At 37.3% G+C, this 22,829-nt stretch carries 24 protein-coding genes; 10 read left to right on the top strand and 14 right to left on the bottom strand.

The features are described 5' to 3' along the window. Positions 1–31 precede the first annotated feature (31 nt). Positions 32–1,069: a PTS sugar transporter subunit IIC gene (locus MHH66_RS26745; RefSeq protein ID WP_002016349.1), complete on the top strand. Its 1,038-nt coding sequence runs from the start codon at positions 32–34 to the stop codon at positions 1,067–1,069. Positions 1,070–1,630: 561 nt separating this feature from the next. Here the strand turns inward: MHH66_RS26745 and speB are convergent. From speB to MHH66_RS26765, 4 genes are all read right to left on the bottom strand, one after another. After that, positions 1,631–2,503, bottom strand: coding sequence for an agmatinase (gene speB, locus MHH66_RS26750; RefSeq protein ID WP_002016350.1), 873 nt, complete (start codon positions 2,501–2,503; stop codon positions 1,631–1,633). A 218-nt stretch (positions 2,504–2,721) separates the two neighbouring features. After that, a complete protein-coding gene (gene speE / locus MHH66_RS26755) occupies positions 2,722–3,549 on the bottom strand; it encodes a polyamine aminopropyltransferase (protein ID WP_000424693.1) in 828 nt (275 codons plus the stop codon). 186 nt (positions 3,550–3,735) lie between these two features. Continuing rightward, on the bottom strand, positions 3,736–4,899 hold the full coding sequence (locus MHH66_RS26760) for an MFS transporter (RefSeq protein WP_063219242.1): 1,164 nt from the start codon (positions 4,897–4,899) through the stop codon (positions 3,736–3,738). Positions 4,900–4,904: 5 nt separating this feature from the next. Beyond that, positions 4,905–5,312, bottom strand: coding sequence for a MerR family transcriptional regulator (locus tag MHH66_RS26765; RefSeq protein WP_002016353.1), 408 nt, complete (start codon positions 5,310–5,312; stop codon positions 4,905–4,907). A gap of 150 nt (positions 5,313–5,462) precedes the next feature. Here MHH66_RS26765 and MHH66_RS26770 point away from each other — a divergent pair, with 150 nt between their 5' ends. Next, positions 5,463–6,188, top strand: a complete 726-nt coding sequence (locus MHH66_RS26770; RefSeq protein WP_078185020.1) for a glycerophosphodiester phosphodiesterase — start codon at positions 5,463–5,465, stop codon at positions 6,186–6,188. A gap of 100 nt (positions 6,189–6,288) precedes the next feature. Beyond that, on the top strand, positions 6,289–8,340 hold the full coding sequence (locus MHH66_RS26775; protein WP_002131360.1) for a transglycosylase domain-containing protein: 2,052 nt from the start codon (positions 6,289–6,291) through the stop codon (positions 8,338–8,340). A 32-nt stretch (positions 8,341–8,372) separates the two neighbouring features. Here MHH66_RS26775 and MHH66_RS26780 read toward each other — a convergent pair whose 3' ends face one another. Then, a complete protein-coding gene (locus MHH66_RS26780) occupies positions 8,373–8,882 on the bottom strand; it encodes a YwhD family protein (protein ID WP_002016357.1) in 510 nt (169 codons plus the stop codon). A 25-nt stretch (positions 8,883–8,907) separates the two neighbouring features. Then, the gene (locus MHH66_RS26785) at positions 8,908–9,582 is read right to left on the bottom strand and encodes a site-2 protease family protein (RefSeq protein WP_002016358.1); all 675 of its coding nucleotides are present in this window, start codon (positions 9,580–9,582) and stop codon (positions 8,908–8,910) included. Between the two features lie 112 nt (positions 9,583–9,694). Here MHH66_RS26785 and MHH66_RS26790 point away from each other — a divergent pair, with 112 nt between their 5' ends. After that, positions 9,695–9,880 (top strand): 2-hydroxymuconate tautomerase, encoded by a 186-nt coding sequence (locus tag MHH66_RS26790; RefSeq protein WP_001147171.1) that lies wholly within the window; start codon positions 9,695–9,697, stop codon positions 9,878–9,880. A 39-nt stretch (positions 9,881–9,919) separates the two neighbouring features. Here the strand turns inward: MHH66_RS26790 and MHH66_RS26795 are convergent, their stop codons facing one another. From MHH66_RS26795 to MHH66_RS26820, 6 genes are all read right to left on the bottom strand, one after another. Then, positions 9,920–11,224, bottom strand: coding sequence for an HD domain-containing protein (locus MHH66_RS26795; RefSeq protein WP_002130105.1), 1,305 nt, complete (start codon positions 11,222–11,224; stop codon positions 9,920–9,922). Positions 11,225–11,369: 145 nt separating this feature from the next. Then, on the bottom strand, positions 11,370–12,308 hold the full coding sequence (locus MHH66_RS26800; RefSeq protein WP_002138981.1) for an ABC transporter substrate-binding protein: 939 nt from the start codon (positions 12,306–12,308) through the stop codon (positions 11,370–11,372). A 201-nt stretch (positions 12,309–12,509) separates the two neighbouring features. Continuing rightward, positions 12,510–13,322, bottom strand: a complete 813-nt coding sequence (locus MHH66_RS26805; RefSeq protein WP_000212073.1) for an ABC transporter ATP-binding protein — start codon at positions 13,320–13,322, stop codon at positions 12,510–12,512. A gap of 15 nt (positions 13,323–13,337) precedes the next feature. Further along, positions 13,338–14,354 carry a FecCD family ABC transporter permease gene (locus MHH66_RS26810; protein ID WP_050000805.1) on the bottom strand — a complete coding sequence of 339 codons (1,017 nt, stop codon included), beginning with the start codon at positions 14,352–14,354 and terminating at the stop codon, positions 13,338–13,340. Then, positions 14,351–15,406: a FecCD family ABC transporter permease gene (locus tag MHH66_RS26815; RefSeq protein WP_000388282.1), complete on the bottom strand. Its 1,056-nt coding sequence runs from the start codon at positions 15,404–15,406 to the stop codon at positions 14,351–14,353. The genes MHH66_RS26810 and MHH66_RS26815 overlap by 4 nt, the downstream gene beginning before the upstream one ends. Before the next feature lie 237 nt (positions 15,407–15,643). Further along, positions 15,644–15,868 carry a DUF1450 domain-containing protein gene (locus tag MHH66_RS26820; protein WP_000526075.1) on the bottom strand — a complete coding sequence of 75 codons (225 nt, stop codon included), beginning with the start codon at positions 15,866–15,868 and terminating at the stop codon, positions 15,644–15,646. 289 nt (positions 15,869–16,157) lie between these two features. On the opposite strand from MHH66_RS26820, the gene MHH66_RS26825 reads away from it, so the two are divergent. Next, positions 16,158–16,853, top strand: coding sequence for an RsfA family transcriptional regulator (locus MHH66_RS26825; RefSeq protein WP_002016365.1), 696 nt, complete (start codon positions 16,158–16,160; stop codon positions 16,851–16,853). Positions 16,854–16,980: 127 nt separating this feature from the next. Then, positions 16,981–17,826: a lipoate--protein ligase family protein gene (locus MHH66_RS26830; RefSeq protein WP_002143911.1), complete on the top strand. Its 846-nt coding sequence runs from the start codon at positions 16,981–16,983 to the stop codon at positions 17,824–17,826. A 69-nt stretch (positions 17,827–17,895) separates the two neighbouring features. Here the strand turns inward: MHH66_RS26830 and pta are convergent, their stop codons facing one another. Further along, the gene (gene pta, locus MHH66_RS26835; RefSeq protein ID WP_000067219.1) at positions 17,896–18,867 is read right to left on the bottom strand and encodes a phosphate acetyltransferase; all 972 of its coding nucleotides are present in this window, start codon (positions 18,865–18,867) and stop codon (positions 17,896–17,898) included. A gap of 278 nt (positions 18,868–19,145) precedes the next feature. Here pta and hemQ point away from each other — a divergent pair, with 278 nt between their 5' ends. The 4 genes from hemQ to gerQ all read left to right on the top strand — a co-directional run bounded on the left by hemQ (position 19,146) and on the right by gerQ (position 22,425). Beyond that, the gene (hemQ, locus tag MHH66_RS26840) at positions 19,146–19,889 is read left to right on the top strand and encodes a hydrogen peroxide-dependent heme synthase (RefSeq protein WP_001287592.1); all 744 of its coding nucleotides are present in this window, start codon (positions 19,146–19,148) and stop codon (positions 19,887–19,889) included. Between the two features lie 195 nt (positions 19,890–20,084). Further along, entirely contained in the window at positions 20,085–21,362 is a 1,278-nt protein-coding gene (locus tag MHH66_RS26845) for a serine hydrolase (protein ID WP_078185019.1), read from the top strand. 175 nt (positions 21,363–21,537) lie between these two features. Continuing rightward, a complete protein-coding gene (gene cwlJ, locus MHH66_RS26850) occupies positions 21,538–21,960 on the top strand; it encodes a cell wall hydrolase CwlJ (RefSeq protein WP_000538158.1) in 423 nt (140 codons plus the stop codon). A gap of 27 nt (positions 21,961–21,987) precedes the next feature. Then, on the top strand, positions 21,988–22,425 hold the full coding sequence (gene gerQ / locus MHH66_RS26855) for a spore coat protein GerQ (RefSeq protein ID WP_002068595.1): 438 nt from the start codon (positions 21,988–21,990) through the stop codon (positions 22,423–22,425). A 31-nt stretch (positions 22,426–22,456) separates the two neighbouring features. On the opposite strand, the gene MHH66_RS26860 is transcribed toward gerQ, so the two are convergent. Beyond that, positions 22,457–22,825 carry a DUF423 domain-containing protein gene (locus MHH66_RS26860; RefSeq protein ID WP_002089827.1) on the bottom strand — a complete coding sequence of 123 codons (369 nt, stop codon included), beginning with the start codon at positions 22,823–22,825 and terminating at the stop codon, positions 22,457–22,459. Positions 22,826–22,829 lie beyond the last annotated feature (4 nt).

Consider the following 22,829-nt stretch of genomic DNA (forward strand, 5'->3'; position numbering starts at 1 on the left):
TATTACAAAAATCAAAGGAGACAATTTTCAAATGGCTATCTTGCAAGGTTTAGCACTATTACTTGTTGTACTTTGTCTATTTACACTTTTCAGTTACCGTGCGCCTTACGGAATGAAAGCAATGGGCGCTTTAGCTAATGCAGCAATCGCAAGTTTTCTTATTGAAGCATTTCACCGTTATATTGGTGGAGAAATGTTTCATAATGACTTTTTACAATCAGTAGGAGTAGCTTCTGGTAGCATGAGCGGTGTCGCAGCGGCAATTTTAGTCGCATTAGCAATCGGTGTCTCACCCGTATATGCTGTTTTAATCGGTATAGCTACTAGTGGATTCGGTATTTTACCAGGATTTTTCGCTGGATACGTTTGTGCTTTCGTCGTGAAATTTCTCGAAAAGAAATTACCAGCTGGTGTAGAATTTTTAGCAATTCTATGTATTGCCGCACCAATTTCACGTGGAATGGCCATGCTTATGGATCCACTCGTTAACGCAACACTCGGTAAAATCGGTTCTATGATTTCAGTTGCGACTACAGAAAGTCCTATCATTATGGGTATTATGCTTGGTGGATTAATAACAGTTATTTCTACATCTCCATTAAGTTCTATGGCACTAACTGCAATGCTTGGATTAACTGGTTTACCAATGGCAATTGGTAGTCTTGCGGTAGCAGCTTCTGCCCCAATGAACTTCATTTTCTTTAAACGACTAAAAATCTGTTCAAAGAAAGATACAATCGCCGTGGCAATCGAGCCGTTAACACAGGCCGATGTTGTCTCAGCAAATCCAATTCCTATCTATATGACAAACTTTGTTGGCGGTGCGCTTGCCGGTATTATTACGTCGCTATTCCAGCTCGTTAATAATGCACCAGGGACAGCATCACCAATTCCAGGACTTCTCGTACTGTTCGGATTTAATGATGTAATAAAAGTAACGATTGCTGCCGTATTATGTGGAATCGTTACCACTATTGTTGGATACGTCGGTTCTATTGTGTTCCGCAAATATCCAATCCGTTCTGCTGATGAAATTCGCGGAATTACTTCGGAAGAGAAAGTTGCGTAAAGAAAGGGAGCTATTCTCATCGTTTGAGAATAGCTCTTTTTTATGTCGCGTGACGGTAAGTGAAATTATATTGAACACAACTCCGCATATATCGACGTTTCGACAAAGGATATCGACTTAACTACTAAATAAGACAATAATAACCTACCTATTAATAAAAGAAGCCGGCTCAAAATACTTTTTGAGTCGGCTTCACTTTTACTTTATCCAGCTACAGCGGCTAGAATGATTGGTGGCTTCGCTTCTTCCTTCGAGACAAAAAACGCCTCTACGTCTGAAGCTCCATCCCCCTCACATTCTGAGCGAGCCACTTGCGCTTTTATTTTATCCAGCTACAGCGGCTAGAATGATCGGTGGCTTCGCTTCTTCCTTCGAGACAAAAAACGCCTCTACGTCTGAAGCTCCATCCCCCTCACATTCTGAGCGAGCCGTTTGCGCTTTTATTTTATCCAGCTACAGCAGCTAGAATCTCCGGCCATTTCACACTCTCGTTCGAAGCCAAAAGCGCTTCTCGGTCGAGCGTTCCAATGACCTGCGATTCTGAGCGAGCTGCCTACGCTTTTATTTAACCCAACCGAGCAGCATTTCCCGCACGAATTTGCTTGCTGCGATTGGTGTTTGATCACTATGATCGTAGACTGGAGCTACTTCTACTAAGTCTGCTCCGACTACTTTTATATTTGAATTTGCAATTGCTACGATGGACTCTAATAGTTCTTTAGATGTGATACCTCCAGCTTCTAATGTTCCTGTTCCAGGAGCGTGAGCTGGGTCTAATACGTCTATGTCAATTGTGACATAGACTGGGCGTCCTGCAAGTTTCGGTAATACTTCCTTTAACGGTTCTAATACGTCAAATTTATATAAGTTCATACCTACTTCTTTTGCCCATTCGAATTCTTCCTTCATTCCAGAACGAATACCGAAAGAATATACGTTTTCCGGACCAATTAAATCGCACACTTTACGAATTGGTGTAGAGTGGGATAAAGGCTCTCCCTCATATGACTCACGTAAGTCAGTATGAGCATCCATATGGATGATTGCTAAATCCGGATATTTTTTTGCCATTGCCTTAAAAATTGGCCAAGACACTAAGTGCTCTCCGCCGAGACCTAGTGGAAACTTACCGGCATCTAATAGTTTTGTTACATATTCTTCAATCATGTCTATGCTGCGCTGTGGATTCCCAAATGGTAATGGGATATCACCCGCATCAAAATATTTTACCTCTTCTAGTTCACGATCTAAATACGGACTATATTCTTCAAGACCGATTGATACTTCACGAATACGTGCAGGGCCAAAGCGAGATCCTGGACGGAAACTTACTGTCCAATCCATAGGCATCCCGTAAATAACTGCCTCTGACTCTTCAAAACTTGGATGACTTTTAATAAATACTTTACCTGAATAAGCTTCATCAAAACGCATATTCTTTTCCTCCTTATGTGGAACTTAAGGTATCCCAACCTTTCACTATTTCTCAAATTTGGAGCGCATTGCTCCTCTTTCTCGATTTACCTGGGCCTTCTTGTTATCACAAGAAGACTACTTCATTTGTAGCAGTGTAAGTAACTAGCATGTTCAAGCCTTCTAGACAAACACCTTAAATGAGTTACTTACACTTTATTTATTTCAATTTAACGCTCTTACTTAATTAAATCGCCAACAAATTTCGGTAATGCGAATGCTGCATTGTGTAATTCTTTTGTGTAATATTTCGTTTCGATTTCATGGAAACGCTCTTCACTTACTTCTAATGGATCATGTTTTTTAGATCCGATTGTGAACGTCCAAAGTCCACTTGGATACGTCGGAATGTTTGCTGTGTATAGACGAGTAATTGGGAAAATCTCTTTTACGTCTTTAAACACAGTTGTAATTAGTTCTGGTGTAAACCAAGGGTTGTCCGTTTGGGCAACGAAAATACCATCTTCTTTTAACGCTTTTGAAATTCCAGCGTAGAAGCCTTTTGTAAATAGGTTTACTGCTGGACCTACTGGCTCAGTAGAATCTACCATAATTACGTCATATTCATTTTCGCTTTCTGCGATGTGTAGGAAACCGTCTCCTACTTTTACTTCTACACGCTCATCATCTAATGCGCCTGCAATTGATGGTAAGTATTGTTTAGAGTACTCAATTACTTTTCCATCAATTTCAACAAGAGTTGCTTTCTTTACGCTTGGGTGTTTTAATACTTCACGAATAACACCACCATCGCCACCGCCTACTACTAATACGTTTTCAGGGTTTGGATGTGTAAATAAAGGTACGTGCGCTACCATTTCATGATAAACGAACTCGTCCTTTTCTGTTGTCATAACCATGCCATCTAAAATAAGCATGTTTCCGAACTCTTCCGTTTCAACCATATCAAGTTTTTGGAATTCTGTTTGCTCCGTATGTAATGTGCGGTTAATACGCGCCGTAATTCCAAAATGCTTTGTTTGTTTTTCAGTGAACCATAGTTCCATCGTACAATCACGCCTTTCAATGCAAATTTATAATAGGGACATCATTAATGTCCCCTAACAAAAATAAAACAAAACATCCAAAAAGTATAGTTAAAAGTACAAAAATACCGAAAATATATTTTAGTCAGAGGGTTCTAACATATATGTGAAAAGGGATTGCTCTGTAATAGGAAAGAAAACCCTTTCTTAAGAAAGGGTTTTTGTCTCTATTTCTACCGGTTTACGAATCGGAATTAAGATCATTACGCAACCAACTAACACAACAATTCCACCGACTAAAAACGGACTTTGTGGTGAAACTGTATGACCGATGACCCCTGATAAAATTGGAGCAATCGCGCCTCCTAACCAACGAACGAAGTTATAAACACCTGATGTAACAGATCTTTCATAAGGTGAAATATCCATTACATAACTAGTAAATAACGCGTTATTTAAGCCTGATGCTAATCCTGATAGAACGATTAACACGATTTGTAACCACATGATTTTAACGAAGAATAGTGCAATTAAGAAAATCGCAAATACAAGTAAACTACCTTTTAACAATGTTTTTGGTTCATATTTACCTTCTAGCTTATGCGCTAAAATTGCTGATCCGTAAGCTAATGCTAATCCCCATCCGCAAAATAAAAATCCTAATTGAATAGCAGATAAATGCATAATAAGTGGTGAATATGCTAACACGACGAAAAATCCGTAGTAATATAACATCCCGGAAATGGCACCTTGCATAAACGGTTTATACTTCACCAGGTTAAGTAATTCTCCTACGCCTGCTGCTTTACGCTTCACTTTTCGCTCCGGTTCTTTTACAAAAAAGAAAACTAAAATAAATGCTAAAGAAATTAAAATACTCGTCGCAAAAAATGGGTAACGCCAAGAATGTCCACCTAATATACCACCTAACAATGGGCCACCTGCCATCCCTAAACCGATAGCTGCTTCATATAATCCTACTGCTTCATGAACTTCTTTACTTAATGCAATTAATAATGTCATCGCCGTTGCAAAGAACATCGCATTTCCTAATCCCCACCCCGCGCGGAAAAGAGATAATTGAGCAATCGTTTGCGATATACCACATATAAATGCAAATACAGTTACAATCGCAAGACCGATCGTCATCATTCGTTTATCACCAAATCTTGATGCAAATATTCCAGCTGGTAACATCATAATTGCCATCGTTAAAATATATGCTGTAAATAACATCTCGACTTGCCAATGCGAAGCACCAATTTGTTCAGCAATACTTGGTAAAATTGGGTCGACTACTCCTATACCTGAAAAGGCAAGGAAGGTAGCCACCACTGTAATCAATCTCCCTAATTTTTGTTTGCTCTCCATTTTGATTACTCTCCTTTTGTATTCTCTAAAAATGTAACTGCACGGCTTAAACTATCCTCTAGCTCTGCCTTAACACGCTGCATTTGCTCCATTTTTTCGTCTAACGTTTGCACTTGTTTTTCAAGCATCTCTTTAATTTCTTGAATCACTTCACGGTCACGCGGATTCTCACTATTTCTTCTTTGTTCCATTCTTTCTTTTAACGATAAGAAATGTTGCATTTCTTGAAGCGTAATTCCTAGTACTTCTTTCGCTTCCACAATCCTTTTAATTCTCGCAATGTCCTCGTCTGTATACAGGCGAATATTCCCTTCACTGCGTTCTGGGGGATGAATTAAACCAATTTCCTCATAATAACGAAGTGTACGCTTTGTTAAACCAACTTGCTTTGTTACTTCATCGATTTTATACATGTGTATTCCTCCCTTCACCGATTATTACATTTTACGTTAACGTTAACTTTTGTGCAACTGTTATACTTTTGTAAATGTTTGTCATATGAATTGTATTTTTCTCAAAGCAGTTTCATAATAAAAGAAAAGAGATGATAAGGAGATTTCCACATGAATAAACCACTTATTTTCGCTCATCGCGGGGTAAAAGGAACACACCCAGAAAATACGATGATTGCCTTCCAAGAGGCTGAACGCATTGGGGCTCACGGAATTGAACTTGATGTTCATCTATCAAAAGATGGTGAACTAGTTGTTATTCATGATGAAACGGTGGACCGCACAACAAATGGCGTGGGACTTGTTTCTGAGAAAACTGTAGAGGAATTACAAGCTTTAGATGCTGGTAGCCATAAAGATCCTTCTTTCCATGAGGCGAAAATCCCAACATTACGAGAAGTATTTATTTGGCTCTCTACAACAAATTTACAACTTAACATTGAATTAAAAACAGATGTTCTTCATTATCCAAATATTGAAGAAAAAGTTGTTGCTCTTGTTCGTGAATATCATCTATCCAATCAAATTGTATTTTCATCATTTAACCACGATTCCGTTTCATTATTAGCAGAAATTGCTCCAGAAATTCCAAGAGCAATTTTGTACGATACACCACTTGCAGATCCTATTGCTGAAGCAAAAAAACATGGGGCAACTGGATTACATCCAAACTTTCAATTATTAACGAAAGAGTTTGTCCAATTAGCACAGGGGCAAGGATACGTTTTTCGTCCTTACACTATTAATGAATATAAAGATTTACAAACTATGATTGACTATGGTGTAGATGTCATCATTACCGATTGGCCAGCACGTGCCTTTGAGCTCCTTTCTTAATTGAAGGGGCTTTTTTGTTTTCAAAATTTCATTGTTTAAAATAAACGAAAACCCTCAATACTAATACAATAATGCTTGTATTAATGAGGGGCTGAAAAAGATGGATCAAACTATGAATCCAAAACTTAAAAAATATAAACGTCTTTTCTTCACCGTAATGTTTTCTTGTGTTCTTTTTTTCGTTTTTTCCTTTTTTATTATCATTATAGCTGCAAAAATTATGGGGCCTCCCCCTGTTGCAGTGCCGCAAACGAGTGTCTTTTACGCTAATGATGACACTGTTATAGGACAAAGTAATGAAACACAAAAGCGCTATAATGTATCTCTTGATGAAATTTCTCCTTATGTAAAAGAGGCAACACTATCTATTGAAGATCAACGATTCTACAAACATCATGGATTTGATATAAAGCGCATTGTTGGTGCCATTGTTGCCGATTTAAAAGCAATGGCAAAAGTACAAGGTGCTAGTACTATTACACAACAGTATGCTCGTAACCTATACTTAGATCATGATAAAACGTGGAAGCGTAAACTATTAGAGGCAATGTATACCGTTCGCCTTGAAGTGAACTATAATAAAAATCATATTTTAGAAGGATATTTAAATACAATTTATTACGGGCATGGTGCTTACGGAATCGAAGCTGCTTCTCGCCTGTATTTCGATAAAACTGCAAAAGAATTAACATTAGCAGAAGCTAGTATGCTCGCAGGCATTCCGAAAGGACCTAGCTTCTACTCTCCCTTTTTAAAAGAGGAGCGTGCTAAAGGGCGTCAATCTCTCATACTAGATGAAATGGTAGAACAAGGTTATATTACAAAACAGCAAGCTACCTCAGCAAAAAAGGAAACACTTACTTTTGCTTCATTGGATACGAAAAAAGTTGCAGAGGTCGCACCTTATTTCCAAGATGCTGTACAAGCTTCTCTTCTTCGGGATATCGGATTAGATGAGCAAGCCTTACAGCGAGGTGGCTTACGTATTTATACAACGCTAGACCCTAAATTACAATCTGTAGCAGAGCAAGCTGTAAAAAATCATATACCTGAAACAACAAACATCCAAACTGCCCTCGTCTCTATGAATCCAAAAACGGGTGAAGTGGCTGCCCTTGTTGGTGGAACTGATTATAATACGAGTCAATTTAACAGAGCTACACAAGCCGCTCGTCAGCCCGGCTCTACATTTAAGCCATTCCTATATTACGCAGCCTTAGAACGAGGATTCACCCCTGCTACGCGCTTAAAAAGCGAATACACTGTATTCACTTTAGGTGACGGTGTTTCCAAATATAAACCGAAAAATTATAAAAACTATTATGCAGACGACTTTGTGACAATGGCACAAGCACTCGCTGTTTCTGATAACGTATATGCTGTGAAGACAAATCTATTTTTAGGCGAAGACATTCTTACAAAAACAGCGAAGCAATTCGGTATTACTAGCGCATTAAAAGATGTTCCGTCTCTTGCTCTCGGCACATCTCCTGTAAAACCAATTGAAATGGTCAATGCTTATAGCATGTTTGCAAACGGCGGGAAAGAAGTAAAACCAATCTTTATAAGGCGCATCGTTGATCATGAAGGAAATATGCTATACGACGCTCATTTAGAAAGTAAACAAGTTCTAGATAAAAGCAAAGCCTTTGTGATGGAAGAAATGATGGCAGGTATGTTTAATAAAAAACTAAGCAGTTATGCCGCTGTGACCGGTCAATCGATGTTATCAAAACTATCAAGAACATATGCTGGAAAGTCTGGTTCTACAGAAACTGATAGTTGGATGATTGGATTTACCCCGCAGCTCGTAACAGGCGTTTGGATTGGATACGATCAACCTAAATCCATTTCAAACGTAGCAGAACAAGGATACGCAAAAAAAATATGGACCGATACAATGGAAAAAGGATTAGATGGACAGCCTAAACAAGAGTTTAAACAACCAGCAGATGTTGTTGCAGTCGATGTTAATCCTGAAAACGGTAAGATTGCTACAAAAAATTGTCCCATTTCTGTGAAAATGTATTTCGCAAAAGGTACAGAGCCAACAGAGTATTGTATGGATCACGTTGATGATAAGGAAGAGTTCGAAAAGGTTAGTGAAGAGAAGAAAAAGGCGGGTTGGTGGAAAAAATATCTCCCGTGGTAAAAAAATAGCTGACGGAAATCCGTCAGCTATTTTTATTCGCCTAATAATGCGTGGCGCAATTCTTCACTAGATTCGTTCCAAATTGCTTCATTATGCTCTTTTAAGAATGTACCAAGTACTTTTTTAGATGATTCATCCATATGATCAATCATGATGTGACGCTTTAGGGATTTATCCATTTTATTTACATGCTCTGGAAGTGATTTATATCCGCGGCGAATTTCACGATCAACTGTCATTTCACAGGCTGTTGCACCTGCGTAATAAGCACCGTTTGGTGTTCTTTCAATTGTTACCCAAACAAGCCAAAACGGTTTTCCGTTTGGAACTTCATCTTTATTTGTTAAAAACTTAATTCCTTTTTCTACTGTACTACGCGCATGCATCGCACCGATATCAACGAACGCAGTTTTCTCTAATACATCAACAAATACAGGAGAAATATTTTCTAAACTTAATGCCCCAACGCCAAAACCACCATGTCCATCTGTTGAATCATTTTTCACGATATTAAAACCGATTTTTTTCTTTTTCTCTGTCATATGTAAACTCCTCCTCGCTTAATGATTAAAAAAGCCTGAAAATAGGCGCAATGATATTTTGTAAAAATACTAATACATATGGAATAACAACATTGAAAATAGGTTGAATTGTGTAATTGCTAAGCGGTGTAATAACAAGAATTAATAACGCAATTGATCCATACTTTTCATACTGTGTCATTTTCGCACGAATATTTGCTGGTGCTAAATCTTCCACAACGCGATACCCATCAAGTGGCGGGATTGGTAATAAATTAAATACAAGTAAAACAATATTAAGCATAATAAAAATTTGGAAAAATTGATCCAGCGTATCTGCTACTGCAAGTGGCATCGCATCTAACACACCAAACGTTATTAAGCTATACCAAATAATTAAACCTATTGCACTTAAGATAAGATTACTTATCGGTCCCGCAATAGAAACTAATATTCCCGCAAGACGCGGTCTTTTAAAGTTATACGGATTAACAGGTACTGGTCTTGCCCAACCGAATCCAAGAATTAGTACAGCAATCATACCGATAGGATCTAAATGAGCCATCGGTGATAATGTTAAACGTCCTTGCTTTTTCGCTGTATCGTCTCCAAATTTATATGCAACATACGCATGTGCAAATTCATGCACAGATAGCGCAATAATAATCGCCATTGCTACCAATGGAATTTGTTGCAATGGGTATCTAAATAACTGATCCATAACTCATCTCCTCTTCCATATGTCAAAAAAAGAAATTATTTGTTTTTCCGATTGTTCTTCCTCATAATCCGCTATAATAAGAGTGTAACTTACATAAAAGGAGCGATTATACATGCCATACGTAACAGTGAAAATGCTAGAAGGACGCACAGAAGAACAAAAGAAAGCTCTTGCTGAGAAAGTAACAGCAGCAGTAAGCGAAACAACTGGTGCTCCTGAAGAAAACATCGTTGTTTTCATCGAAGAAATGTCTAAAAACCATTATGCAGTTGGCGGAAAACGCTTAAGCGACAAATAATTTCAAGTTTTTTCATAAGAAGCAGCTCTTTGCTGCTTCTTATTTCTTTCCTTCTAACAACTCGATAATTCTCTCTTTATATTTTCCTTTTCTTCCATCTTCATAGATTAAATCATGCGGATAGAATAGCTTTTGATCCGTTCGCTTCTTACCTGTAATCGCCTCAACAATATCCGATTCACGCGAAAGCTCTCTAAGTTCCCCGTTCGGCATAAGAAGTAAGATTGGCAGACGCTCTTCTTCTTCTCCTGCGCGGTAAAAGTCATACGGTAAATCCGATGTTGAATCCACAACTAAGTAATACTCTGGATCGAGTCCAATCTTTTTAAATAAGCTACTTAGCTCCATCCAATTATCTAAACCGTGCTTATCTGTAAACTCCACATATTTAAATAGATTTCGATTCATAAAACGACGGCATAAGTCACTTAAAATCGGATCTTCTTCCTCTTGCCATACTTGGAAGTAATAATACATTACGTTCTCGTCTAATTTTAAATAATCCTCTACTGTCACTTCTTCTTCAAATAAAGAATAGAAATGAACAGGATGATTTTTAAACGCATAATACTTCTCATGCAGTGATTTAGCTCGGTGTAAAATCTTCGTTAAAATTACTTCTGCACTACGTGTTACCGGATGAAAATATACTTGCCAATACATTTGATAACGGCTCATAATATAATGCTCTACAGCATGCATACCACTATTTTTAATGACAACTTGATTACCGTACGGGCGCATGACACGCAGTATACGTTCCATATCAAAGTTCCCATACTTTACACCAGTAAAATATGCATCTCTTAATAAATAATCCATACGATCGGCATCAATTTGGCTCGAAATCATACTAATCGCTAATTTATTAGTAGATGTTTTCGCAATTACATCTGCTACCTTTTGCGGGAAATCCTTATCAACACGGCTTAACACACGATTAATTTCCGTATCACCAACGATAATCTTTTGCGTAAATTTCTCATGATCTAACGAAAATACTTTTTCAAACGAGTGAGAAAATGGGCCGTGACCGACATCATGAAGTAATGACGCACATAAACATAACAATCTATCTTCAGCATTCCAATTTGGTCTGCCATCAAACACATCATCAATCATACGACGAATAATTTCATATACACCTAACGAATGAGTAAAGCGACTATGCTCTGCACCGTGAAATGTAAAAAATGTCGTACCAAGCTGCTTAATACGGCGCAAGCGTTGAAATTCTTTCGTTCCGATTAAATCCCAAATAACGCGATCACGCACGTGTACATATTTATGTACTGGGTCTTTAAACACTTTTGTTTCGCTGAGTTTGTCGTTTAAATATACCACTTTTCGACATCCCCCTTTCTTTACTGCATTCTTACTATATATTATAAACGATATAGGAAACAGAAAGAAATGAAAGACTATATTAATTCCTGTTATATAAAGAAAAATCACCTTTACCAAAACAAAGGTGATTTTTCTTTATATATTATTTTCCTAAAATGAACTCAGTAACTTCGTCTAGGATCATTTCTTTACCTAGTGGGAAGTATCCTTTGTTTACATCTTCATTACTGATTGTAAATACATGGTTGTTTTTAACAGCGTTCATATTTTTCCAAATTGATTCTTCTTGGAATTCTTTTAGACGCTGAGAACCGTCACCAGTTGTAAATACGAATAAGTAATCTGGGTTGTAATCAATTAAAGCTTCTTTTTGTATTTGTACTAACGGTTTATCAGTTGGTGTACCTTTAACTGCTGGTAATTTTAAATCACCAAAGATTACGCTACCGTAACCGTAGTCACCGTATACACGGAATGCATTTGGATATGCAGCCATTTTCATGAATGTTGCATCGCCAGTTTTAGCAACGATTTTGTCATGTAATTTGCTTGCTTTTTCATCATACTTTTTGAACCATTCTTTTGTTTCTTTCTCTTTACCGAAGATTTGACCTACTTCTTCGAATTTTGGACGCCATTGGTCTAATGGAGTTTTTAACATAACTGTTGGTGCAATTTTAGATAATTGATCATAAATCTTTTCTTGACGATTGTTTACAATAATTAAATCTGGTTTTGCAGCAGCCACTGCTTCGATGTTAATTTTATCGCCCCACGCAGAACCAACCGGTTTTACATCTTTCAATTTCTTCTCAATATGTGAATCAATTTTTTCTTGTGTTGTATTTGCAGTAATAATCGGTTTCATACCGAAAATTAATAATTCTTCTGTTGAACCACTAAGGTCAGCAATTTTCTTTGGATTTGCAGGGATTTTAATTTCCCCTTTTGCGTGTTGTACAGTGCGCTCTTCAGTTTTCGCATCTGCTTTCTTTTCTTCTTCTTTGTTAGAACAAGCTGCAAATAGTACAGAAGTAACAACTAGTACCATTGCTAATAGTGCCATTTTAAAATTCTTCATATTCCGACTCCTTCTAGCTGTATTTCTCTTATAATTTGCATGTAACTATAAGAAACAAAACAACATTTAATTAATATATATTTATTAATTGTTGTTTATAACCCGTTCTAACGGGCGTTCAACTTCCCATCCGTGGGTAAGAAGCTCAACGTCCATTAGAACTCCCCCTCTCACCTCTTTAAGAGGGGGAAATTCTATTAATTATGCTTTTTTACGCAATTGATTATTAATCATCGCTAAATCGTATGTTAAACAAATTGGTTTACAGTTTACTGGACATGGAACGATTTGCGCTTCAATCTCAAATACGTTACGAAGTGTTTCACTCGTCATAACTTCATCTGGCGTTCCTTGTTTCATTAACTTACCTGCTTTTAATGCAATCATATGATCAGAGAAACGAGAAGCATGATTTAAATCGTGAATAACCATAACAATCGTTCTGCCTTCTTCTTTGTTTAATTTCTTCAGTAAGTTTAATACTTCAAGTTGATGAGCCATATCTAAGTATGTTGTTGGTTCATCTAACACAAGTAAATCTGTTCCTTGTGCAAGAGCCATCGCAATCCATACACGTTGACGTTGACCACCTGATAAAGCTTCTGCTGGACGATTTGCGAATTCTGTCATCCCCGTCACTTCAAGTGCCCAATGAATGTAGCGATAATCCTCTTCTTTCAATGTTCCAAATCCTTTTTGATGAGGAAAACGTCCATATGAAACAAGTTCAAACACAGTAAGGCCTGTTGGCACTTCTGCAGTTTGTGGTAAAATCGCCATTTTCTTTGCGATTTCTTTCGTTGGCTGTTTCTCAATTGCTTTTCCATCAAGATAAACAGTACCTCGTTTTGCTTTCAAAATACGAGAAGCCGTTTTTAATAATGTGGATTTCCCACAACCATTTGGTCCAATAATCGTTGTAATTTGTCCTTCCGGAATTTCAACTGTTAATCCATCTATAATTAACCCTTCATTATACCCAACAGATACCGCATCAACTGCTAAAGTTGCCATACAAAAAGCCTCCCTTTATTTTGTCCTCATAAGTAAATATATGAAATATGGTGCACCAATTACAGAAATAACAAGACCGACCGGTATTTCTGAAGTTGGTAACACACTTCTTGAAATTACATCTGCAAATAAAAGCAAGAACGTTCCTATTAATGCAGCCGTTGGTAACATAATTTGATGTTTACCACCAACGAGGCGTCTCGCTAAATGCGGAGCCATTAAACCGATAAAACCAATGCCTCCCGCCACCGCAACAGATGCACCAGCTAAACAAACTGCAATAAATAATAATTTACGTCTTTCCTTTTCTACGTTTACACCAAGGCCAACTGCTGTAGAGTCGCCTAAATTCATTACATTTAATATGTGCGCTTTACTAATGGCAAGTGGTAAGAAAATAATCATCCATGGGAGTACACTTAGTACGAACTTCCAATCTGTTCCCCATAAACTTCCTGCCAACCAAATCGTTGCAAAACGGAAGTCGTTAGATGTCATCTTCATAGAGAAAATTAAACTAACCGCACCAAATCCGGCTGCAACAGCGATACCAACAAGAATTAATCGAGTTGATGAAACACCGTCTTTCCATGCTAGTAAATAAATAATAACCGCTGCTAATATCGCACCAACTAACGCGAAGAATGGAAGGATAAATACAGATAAAAATGTACCAGTTCCAACTTTTCCAAAGAAAAAGTAGACGAATACAACAACTGTTAATCCCGCTCCGGCGTTAATACCTATAATACCTGGATCAGCAAGTGGGTTTCGTGATAGCCCTTGCAAAATTGCACCTGACATAGCTAATGCAGAACCAACTAATATAGCAATAACCATACGCGGCATACGAAATTCAAATAAAATAACAGATTGATCTTCTGCACCCAATCCAACTAGTGACTTTAATACATCTATTGGAGGAATTTTAAATGTTCCTGTATTTAAACTTATTAAAAATACAGCAACAATTAATCCTACTAAAATCGTTAAAATAGTAACGTTCTTTTTTGTTAAGACGCTCGTCCTCACATCTTTCCTCTCCCTTCATTACGTGCTAAGTAGAGGAAGAATGGCACCCCAATTAGCGCTGTAATTGCTCCAATTGGCGTTTCAAATGGTGGATTAATAACGCGAGATAACATATCTGCACATTCAATTAGCAATCCACCTAAGACCGCAGAACATGGAATAACCCATCTATAATCTGAGCCTACAAGGAAACGAGTCATATGCGGAATTACAAGTCCAACAAATCCAACTGATCCTGCCATAGAAACCGCAGAACCTGTTAATACAAGAACAAGTACTGTTCCGATAAATTTAATTAATGTCGTATTTTGACCAAGTCCAATCGCAATTTCTTCACCAAAGCTTAAAATTGTGATATATCTCGACATCATAATTGCTATAATGAGACAAACAAGACCAATCGGTACTAACATATTAATACTTTGCCATTTCACTCCGGCAACACCGCCTGCATTCCACATACTTACCTCTTGGGCAAGGTTGAAATACAATGCAATTCCAGATGAAATTGCCCCTAATAAAGCACTAATTGCTGCACCTGCTAAAGCTAATTTTACAGGCGTTAATCCACCTGGTGAAGAAGACCCAATACCATATACAATGCTCGCTCCAAACGCAGCTCCAATAAAAGATGCGATAACAAACATTAAATAAGGTGAATTAGGGAAGAATGCATACATAATTGCAATTCCGAATACAGCACCATCTGTAATCCCCATTAACGATGGAGATGCAAGTGGATTTCGTGTCATACCTTGCATAATTGCACCTGATACCGCTAAAAAAGCACCTGCAACTACGCCCCCTATTGCTCTAGGCATGCGAAGTTCTTGAATTACGTTATGGTGCGTTATGGAACCATCAAACTGAAATACAGCTTGCCAAACGGTCTTTAAACTAATATCTGCTGCACCAAACGAAATAGAAACTGCCATACTTAAAGCTAACAAAATTGTGCCTGCTATTAAAATAATAGAAGCAACGAGCGGTCTGCTCTTAATCTCTTTAACATTCACATCTTGCTGTTCTATACTCCTTGCGCTCGCTTCCATCCCTCAACCATCCTAACCAACAACATATATTTAATAAAATGAAATTTATTCTCAAATAATAATAAAAAAATTAGGTGAATTGACCTTTTTCGTGATAATGATTATCAGAATCAGACACTTTCTATTCTACCTACCACGTCAAAAGACTGTCAACCATTATTTTGAAATACGAATTCATACAAAACGCTATCTTATGGACATAAAAAAAGAAGAGTAATCTGTTCACTCTTCTTTTTCTTACTTATTTAATTTTGCTTCAATTTTTACAATTAATTCGTCTTCTGTTGGAGCCGCAACTGGACGATTATTTACAAACGCGAATGATTTTTTACGACCAGGGCCACAGTAAGACTGACATGCAACCTCAATCGTTGCACATGAATCTACTTTTTTCAACTTCGGAATCAACGTTTTAACGTTCGTTGCCTGACAATCATCACACACACGAAATTCGTTTCCCATTATATATAACACTTCCTCTATTTTAAACTTTTCACAAGTACATTTAAAAATAAACACTAAATGGTATTTTACCGCTCTTTGAAGCTTGTTGCAAGTCTCCGGGCGTAGCTCTATTCCTATATAAAGCCACCTATTTTTTATATTTTCTCCTTCAAAAGCTTTCATCATTCATAGCCACATTTCTTCTCTTCATTGAAATCTACCATATTTTTAAAAGCTTTGTATAAAAGCTCATTTTTTTGCCCATTATAAAAATAGGAAGTTCATAAAAAGAAAGGGAGTTGAATCTATGAAAGTAAGACAAGATGCTTGGACAGACGAGGACGATTTATTACTTGCTGAAACGGTGCTTCGCCATGTTCGAGAAGGAAGTACTCAATTAAATGCTTTTGAAGAAGTAGGAGATCAGTTAAATCGCACATCTGCTGCTTGTGGTTTCCGCTGGAATGCTGTTGTTCGCTATAGCTATGAACAAGCTCTTCAACTAGCAAAAAAACATCGTAAAGATAAAATGCGTGCTGCGGGCGGTGAACAGACAAAAAAACGTTTGCTTTACACACCACCAGCTTCAGCGGCGGCGATAACTGATTATGAAGAACACGTACCGTATGAAACAGCTGTTCAATATACAGAAGCTACTCCATATCAAAAGCCGACTGTCCCTGCTCCAAAAAGCTCAATAACAATGCAAGATGTTATTTACTTTTTACAAACAGTTGGATCTTCAAATATAAAAGTAACAGCTCTTGAAAACGAGAATACGAGATTGAAACAAGAAATTAAAACGCAAATCCTGCGAAATGAAGAACTAGAAAAGAAACTAGAAAAATTAGAACAACAATCTCATACCGTACAAGAGGATTACGAAACACTTATGAATATTATGAACCGTGCTCGTAAATTAGCAGTAATGGATGATGAGGAACGCTCACAAACATCTTTCCGCATGGATCGAAACGGTAACTTAGAAAAAATTGCAGAATAAAAAGGATGCATGCAATGCATCCTTTTTATTCTTTCACCTCTAAACTCCCATTTATATATGAGAAAACCCCTTTCTACATTTTTTGCTATAATAGAGATTGTCATTTTAAAAATAAGGGGTTAGTTATATGAGCAATTCCCGTTCGATTTTATCTCAGCCAGAGTGGCGTATTGTAGATCAGTCTAGTTTAGGACCAACTTTCCATGCACTTCAGTCATTCGCAATGGATGACACGTTATGCACAAGTATTGGAAATGGTCTATCCGCTGCAACAATGCGCTCTTGGGTTCATCACAATACAATTGTTCTTGGCATTCAAGATTCACGCCTACCACATTTAGAAGAAGGTATTTCCTTTTTAAAAGAAAACGACTTCAATGTTATCGTTCGTAATTCTGGTGGACTTGCTGTCGTACTTGATGAAGGTGTTTTAAACGTATCACTTTTATTCCAAGAAACAGAAAAGGGTATCGATATCGACCTTGGATACGATACGATGTGGCATTTAATTAAGGAAATGTTAAAAGATTACGATGTTACTATCGAAGCAAAAGAAATTGTTGGTTCTTATTGTCCTGGTAGCTACGATTTGAGCATTCGCGATCAAAAATTTGCTGGTATTTCTCAGCGTCGTATTCGCGGAGGCGTTGCTGTACAAATTTACTTATGTGCGACAGGAAGCGGATCTGAGCGTGCCGCACTCGTTCGTGATTTTTACAACGTAGCAATTCAAGGCGAAGAAACAAGATTTACGTATCCTGAAATTGTACCGAGTACGATGGCTTCACTATCTGAATTACTTGGCGAAACAATTACAGTGCAAGATTTAATGATGCGCCTTTTAAAAACGTTACAACAATTCACTCCAAAGTTAACATCATCTCAGCTAACAGTAGATGAAGTTCCTTTATATGAGACGAATTTACAACGTATTATTGACCGTAATAATAAGGCACTTGGTTTAGAAAAATAGAAACCAAAAAGACCACCCTCATTTCAAAAGAAATAGGATGGTCTTTTTTCATATTAATTCGTTATAGAATTAAAGTGCTTGAGCTGCTGTAATTAAAGCTAACTTGTACACTTCTTCTTCGTTACATCCACGAGACAGATCATTTACAGGCATATTTAAACCTTGTAAGATTGGTCCTACTGCTTCGAAGTTACCTAAGCGTTGAGCGATTTTGTAGCCGATATTACCAGCTTCTAAGCTTGGGAATACGAATACGTTAGCATCACCTTTAATTGTAGAACCTGGAGCTTTCTTCTCAGCTACAGATGGTACGAATGCAGCATCGAATTGGAATTCTCCATCTAAAGTTAATTCAGGAGCCATTTCTTTTGCAATGCGAGTTGCTTCTACAACTTTTTCTGTTTCTGGAGATTTCGCAGAACCTTTTGTAGAGAAGCTTAACATAGCAACGCGTGGGTCAATACCGAATAGTTCAGCAGTTTTCGCACTTTCGATACCAATTTCAGCTAAATCTTGGCTGTTTGGTGCAATGTTAATTGCGCAATCAGCGAATACATACTTCTCTTCTTCACGTACCATGATGAATACGCCTGAAGTTTTTGTAACGCCTGGTTTTGTTTTAATAATTTGAAGTGCTGGACGAACTGTATCAGCTGTAGAGTGAGCTGCACCACTTACTAAACCTTGTGCTTTGCCCATGTATACAAGCATCGTACCGAAGTAGTTTTCGTCTTTAAGGATTTTGCGAGCATCTTCTTCTGTTGCTTTACCTTTACGGCGTTCAACGAAAGATGCTACCATTGCATCCATTTCTTCGTATGTAGCTGGGTCATAAATATCAACGCCTGCTAATGTTAAGTTCATGCTAGCTGCTTTTGCGCTAATTTCTTCTTTATTACCAACTAAGATTGGTTTTACTAACTCTTCTTTTGCTAAACGCTCTGCAGCGCCTAAAATTCTTTCATCAGTTCCTTCAGGAAGTACGATAGAAATGCCTTTTCCTTGAACTTTTTCTTTTACTGTTGTAAATAAGTTGCTCACGAATAAACCCTCCTACATATGTTAAAAAACTCTATCTTTAAGAATACTGCTTTTCCTCTATATTTTAAACTTATAGCTCCCAAAAAATAGATAAAATGAAAATGATTATATTTTCATAAAATTCAGCATAGAAATAAAGCCCCTTTAAGCCTTATCTCCTCCTATTTTCAAGTAAATTTAAATGTGACAATTTTATGCGCTGAAACTTTATGTAGATGTTTTTAATCCTATATATGCTATAGTTAACGTGTAAAATATCATTAACTGAGGTGAATAGAATGAGTGAAGCAACAACAACGTTAGATGGCTGGTATTGTTTACATGATTTACGTTCTATTGATTGGGCAGCATGGAAAACATTATCTAGTGACGAACGCGGACAAGCAGTGTCTGAATTTTTAAATGTCGTTGAAAAATGGAACGAAGTAGCTACTGCAAAAAAAGGCAGTCATGCAATGTATACAGTTGTTGGTCAAAAAGCAGATATTATGCTTATGATCTTACGTCCAACAATGGAAGAGTTAAATGAAATCGAAACAGAATTAAATAAAACAACATTAGCTGAATATTTAGTTCCTGCATATTCTTACGTATCTGTTGTTGAACTAAGCAACTACCTTCCAGCTGATGAAGATCCATACCAAAACCCACAAATCTTAGCTCGCTTATATCCTGAGTTACCAAAAGCAAATCATATTTGCTTCTATCCAATGGACAAGCGTCGCCAAGGTGATGACAACTGGTACATGCTTCCTATGGAAGAACGTAAAAAAATGATGTACAGTCACAGTAAAATCGGTCGCCAATACGCAGGGAAAGTACGCCAAGTAATTTCAGGATCAGTCGGATTCGACGATTTCGAGTGGGGCGTAACATTATTCGCCGACGATGTTCTTCAATTTAAGAAGCTTATATATGAAATGCGCTTCGATGAAGTAAGTGCCCGTTACGGTGAATTCGGTACATTCTTCGTTGGGAACATTTTACCAGACGAAAAAGTAGAGAAATTTTTACACATATAATAATGAAAAAGGAACGAATTTCGTTCCTTTTTTTATTATCCTCTATATTTACCCACAAAAAACTTCTTTTCTCTGCAAATTTGAACAAAAATCGACAAATTCTTTTCAATTTCCTTACAAAATTGTAACCTTTCTATATCCAAATTTATGCTAAAATGGTACGAGCTATATGCTAATAACGATGCGAAGGTGATAATGTATATGAAGAAAATCTTGTCTATTTTACTAGTGTCTCTATTGTTAATTTCTTCCTTAAGAGTAACAACATCCCATGCAGAAGAAAAAATACATATAGAGGCAGCTGCTGCACTGCTATTTGATGCGGATACAGGAAAAATACTGCATGAACAAAATCCAGATGAATTACTAGCTATCGCTAGTATGTCAAAATTAATTGTTATTTATGCCGTATTAGAAGCAATTAAAGAAGGAAAAATCACTTGGGATACGAAAGTAACTATTTCTGATTACGCTTATGAAGTTTCACGTAATAATGAATTCTCTAACGTGCCGTTCGAAAAAGGACGTCAATATACTGTAAGAGAATTATACCATTCTATCGTTATCTTCTCTGCAAATGGATCTAGTATTGCTTTAGCAGAATTACTTGCAGGAAGTGAAAAGAACTTCTTAAATCTCGCAAATGAACATGCGAAAAAACTAGGGTTAAAGAAATATAAATTTGTAAACGCTACTGGGTTAAATAACACTGATTTAAAAGGAAAACATCCTGAAGGAACTGATCCGAATGGAGAAAACTCCATGTCAGCTCGCGATATGGGTATTCTTTCAAAAACAATTATTACAAAGTATCCAGAAATGCTAGAGGATACAAAACAAAGATTTAGAAACTTCCCAGATAATCATCCAAAACCAATTCGTATGGAAAATTGGAACTGGATGTTACCAGGTGCTGCTTTCTCTTATGAAGGAGCAGATGGTTTAAAAACAGGAAGTTCCGATACAGCTGGGTATGGTTTTACCATTACAGCAAAACGCGGTGATTTACGTCTTATATCTGTTATTATTAAAACGAAATCAATGGACGAACGTTTCACAGAATCTCGCGCATTAATTGAATATGGATTTAATAACTTCGAAAAACAGAAATTAAAAATAGATAAAAACAACAAAATTTCTGTAGTAAAAGGAAAAGAAGACTACGTAACAGTTGCACCAGAAAAAGAAGTGACAGTAGTTACTACAAAAGGTAGCAAATCACCTTACAAAATTTCTACTGAAGCAGATAAATCACTTGCTGAAGATGGGCATTTAGTTGCTCCTATTAAGAAAGATGCAAAGGTAGGTTCAATCGTCTTAGAACCAACTGATAAATATGGTTTCTTAGACGGAAATAAAAGTATAAAAGTTACTGCAAAAGCGACTGAAGAAGTAGAAAAAGCAAATTGGTTCGTATTAACAATGCGTTCAATTGGCGATTTCTTCTCAAACTTATGGTCTAAAGTATTTTAATGATGAAAAGCTAGCTCACGCTAGCTTTTTTTATTTTCCCCTCTAGATGTAAAACTTCGTTTGGTTGTCATATCTGCGTCCTTTTTCTCATACGTATGAACTAGTAATTGTTCCACACTTCATCTAGAAATGAACCTCTTTCTACAAGGCATTCCAAAAAGAGAGGTGACACATAATGGGTGTTATCGCGTATAACGAAGAAGATGTTAAGTTATTAGCTAGACTGATGCGTGCTGAAGCCGAAGGAGAAGGCCAACAAGGGATGTTAATGGTCGGAAACGTTGGGGTAAATCGTGTCCGCGGAAATTGTTTAGATTTCAAAAAAATACGTAATTTACGTCAAATGGTTTATCAAAATCCTGGTGGTTTTGAAGCAACTCAAAAAGGGTATTTTTATCAACGAGCGAGAGAACAAGATATTGCCTTAGCCCGCCGGACAATTCAGGGACAACGTTTTTGGCCCGCCAACTTCGCCTTATGGTTCTTTAGACCTGAAGGCCCTTGCCCGCCAACTTGGTATGACCAACAAAATTCTGGTCGCTTTAAAAAACACTGCTTCTTCCAACCATCTGGTGGAGATTGTCCAGGCGTATATTAAGGAATGAAAATGAGGAGGGATTTTTGAATGGCACAGCAACAAAACCCGTACTATGGAACAGGTTTTTATCAACCATCTGGAACTTATGTGCAACCGCAACAAATGACCCCACAGCAGCAGCAACAGCAACAACAACAGCAAGCGATGCAACAACAAGCTGCTCAAGCTCAACTTGCAGTTTCTCAAGGGATGTTACCACTAGAGCAATCGTATATTGAAAACATCCTTCGTTTAAATAAGGGTAAGCCAGCTACAGTTGTAATGACTTATGAACGCGGTAGTTCGCTTGGTACACAATCTTATACAGGGATCATCGAGGCAGCTGGCCGTGATCATATCGTAATTAGTGAGCCGAAATCTGGAAAACGCTTTTTACTACTAATGATTTATTTAGATTATGTAGAATTCCCAGGAGAAATTACGTATTTACCTGGTCAACAAGCAACTTATGCTCCAAGACCATAAAAAAAAGCTGGCGAATGCCAGCTTTTGTTTTTTATAACCCTTTTACAACTGCAGTTCCGACTAAAATCCAAGCCACAATAAACGCTACACCACCAAGGGGTGTAATTGGGCCAAAGAATTTAATACCTGTTGTACTTAATGCATAAAGACTGCCTGAGAACATAATAATCCCAGCTACCATAAGCCAACCTGCAGTGTTTAAAAGTGATGATTGCATTTTGTCCATTAATAGAGCAACTACGAATAAGCCACCTGCATGAAACATTTGATATGTAACGCCCGTCTTCCACACTTCTAACATTTTTGCAGAAATTTTATTTTCTAAACCATGTGCTCCAAAAGCCCCTAATGCAACAGATAGCCCCGCTGCAATGCAACCTAGTAAAAAGAAAATTTTCATCTTA

Source organism: Bacillus sp. FSL H8-0492 (assembly GCF_038006145.1).
Classification (GTDB): Bacteria; Bacillota; Bacilli; order Bacillales; family Bacillaceae_G; genus Bacillus_A; species Bacillus_A mycoides.